Source organism: Mesorhizobium sp. M2A.F.Ca.ET.039.01.1.1 (genome assembly GCF_003998035.1).
In the GTDB taxonomy this organism is placed as follows: Bacteria; Pseudomonadota; Alphaproteobacteria; order Rhizobiales; family Rhizobiaceae; genus Mesorhizobium.
This window is the reverse complement of the sequence record NZ_RZRY01000882.1, coordinates 1-2,212: the sequence shown is the minus strand read 5'-3', so window position 1 is coordinate 2,212 and position 2,212 is coordinate 1. Positions and strand designations below refer to the sequence as shown.

At 63.1% G+C, this 2,212-nt stretch carries 1 protein-coding gene; it reads left to right on the top strand.

Annotated features, from left to right (window positions below):
- The first annotated feature begins 224 nt into the window (after nucleotides 1-224).
- Nucleotides 225-2,201, top strand: coding sequence for a threonine--tRNA ligase (thrS, locus tag EOA24_RS35040; RefSeq protein WP_126082346.1), 1,977 nt, complete (start codon nucleotides 225-227; stop codon nucleotides 2,199-2,201).
- Nucleotides 2,202-2,212 lie beyond the last annotated feature (11 nt).

Here is a 2,212-nt window from a genome sequence, read left to right as displayed (position 1 = left end):
TTCGTATACAAGCTGCGCCGCGCTCTGTTCACAAGCCCGCGCGAAGCGCCTGCGACACTACTGGCGCCATTTCCTGACGGGCCGCTCTTTACCTGACGCGGCACTGCCTCTAAAACCGCGCCGCTGCCGGACGCCTCCGGCTAACCCTCTGCATGCAGCAACGCATCCTGCGACATGCATTTCACCACCCGCGCTCGTTTGCGGGACTGGATAGGAGAATCCTGATGCCGAATTCCGTTTCCCTGACATTTCCCGATGGTTCGATCCGCGAGTATGACGCGGCGCTGACCGGCGCTGGCCTTGCCGAGTCGATCTCAAAGTCGCTGGCCAAGAAGGCTGTCGCCTATAGCCTCGACGGCACCGTGCGCGATCTTTCCGATCCGCTCGGCACGTCGGGCAAGGTCGAGATCATCACCCGCGAGGATCCGCGCGCGCTGGAACTCATCCGACACGATGCGGCGCATGTGCTGGCCGAGGCCGTGCAGGAGCTGTGGCCGGGAACGCAGGTGACGATCGGGCCGGTGATCGAGAACGGGTTCTACTACGACTTCGCGCGCAACGAGCCGTTCACGCCGGACGATTTCCCGGCGATCGAGAAGAAGATGCGCGAGATCATCCAGCGCAACAAGCCGTTCACCAGGGAGGTGTGGTCGCGCGAAAAGGCGAAGAAGGTCTTCGCCGAGAAGGGCGAGCGCTACAAGCTCGAGCTGATCGACGCCATCCCTGAGGACCAGGACCTCAAGATCTACGCTCAGGGCGACTGGTTCGACCTCTGCCGCGGTCCGCACATGGCTTCGACCGGGCAGATCGGCAACGCCTTCAAGCTGATGAAGGTGGCTGGCGCATATTGGCGCGGCGATTCCAACAACCCGATGCTGACGCGCATCTACGGCACCGCTTGGGCCGACCAGGCGCAGCTCGACGCCTACCAGACGCTGTTGGAAGAGGCCGAGAAGCGCGATCACCGCAAGCTCGGGCGCGAGATGGACCTGTTCCATTTCCAGGAAGAGGGGCCTGGCGTCGTCTTCTGGCACGCCAAGGGCTGGAAGATGGTGCAGAACCTGATCAACTACATGCGCCGCCGCCTCGACGAGCACGGCTATCAGGAAGTCAACGCGCCGCAGGTGCTCGACAAGAGCCTGTGGGAGACGTCGGGACATTGGGGCTGGTATCGCGACGCGATGTTCAAGGTGACCGTCGCCGGCGACGACACCGATGACGACCGCGTCTTCGCGCTGAAGCCGATGAACTGTCCGGGACATGTGCAGATCTTCAAGCATGGGTTGAAGTCCTACCGGGAACTGCCCGTGAAACTTGCTGAGTTCGGCAATGTGCATCGCTACGAGCCGTCCGGCGCGCTGCATGGGCTGATGCGGGTGCGCGGCTTCACGCAGGACGACGCGCATATCTTCTGCACGGAGGAGCAGCTGGCCGCCGAGTGCCTGCGCATCAACGACCTGATCCTGTCGACCTATGCCGATTTCGGCTTCGACGAGGTCAGCGTGAAGCTGTCGACGCGGCCGGACAAGCGCGTCGGCACCGACGAGGCCTGGGACCATGCCGAGGCGATCATGAGCAATGTGCTGGAGACGATCCGCACGCGCTCCGGAAACCGCATCAAGACCTCGATCAATCCGGGCGAGGGCGCCTTCTACGGGCCGAAATTCGAATATGTGCTGAAGGACGCCATCGGTCGCGAATGGCAATGCGGCACCACGCAGGTCGACTTCAACCTGCCGGAACGCTTCGGCGCCTTCTATATCGGCTCGGATTCGGAGAAGAAGCAGCCGGTGATGGTGCATCGCGCCGTCTGCGGCTCGATGGAGCGGTTCCTCGGCATCCTGATCGAGAACTATTCCGGCCATTTCCCGCTATGGTTCGCGCCGCTCCAGGTGGTGGTGGCGACGATCACCTCGGATGCGGACGAATATGCCTTGAAAGTCGTCGACCGGTTGAAGGCCGCAGGGCTGCTCGCCGAAGCCGACCTTCGCAACGAGAAGATCAACTACAAGGTGCGCGAGCATTCGCTCGCCAAGGTGCCGGTCATCCTCGTCTGCGGCAAGCGCGAGGCGGAAGAAGAAACCGTCAATGTCCGCCGGCTGGGCTCCCGCGACCAGGAATCGCTGAAGCTCGAGGACGCGGTCAAGGCTCTCGCCGACGAGGCGGTCTCGCCGGATCGCAAGCGTCGCGCGGCGGCCTGATACACCAGCAC

Coding starts and splice junctions, on each gene's coding strand:
- thrS (WP_126082346.1), top strand. CDS start 225: ATGCCGAATTCCGTTTCCCTGACATTTCCCGATGGTTCGATCCGCGAG.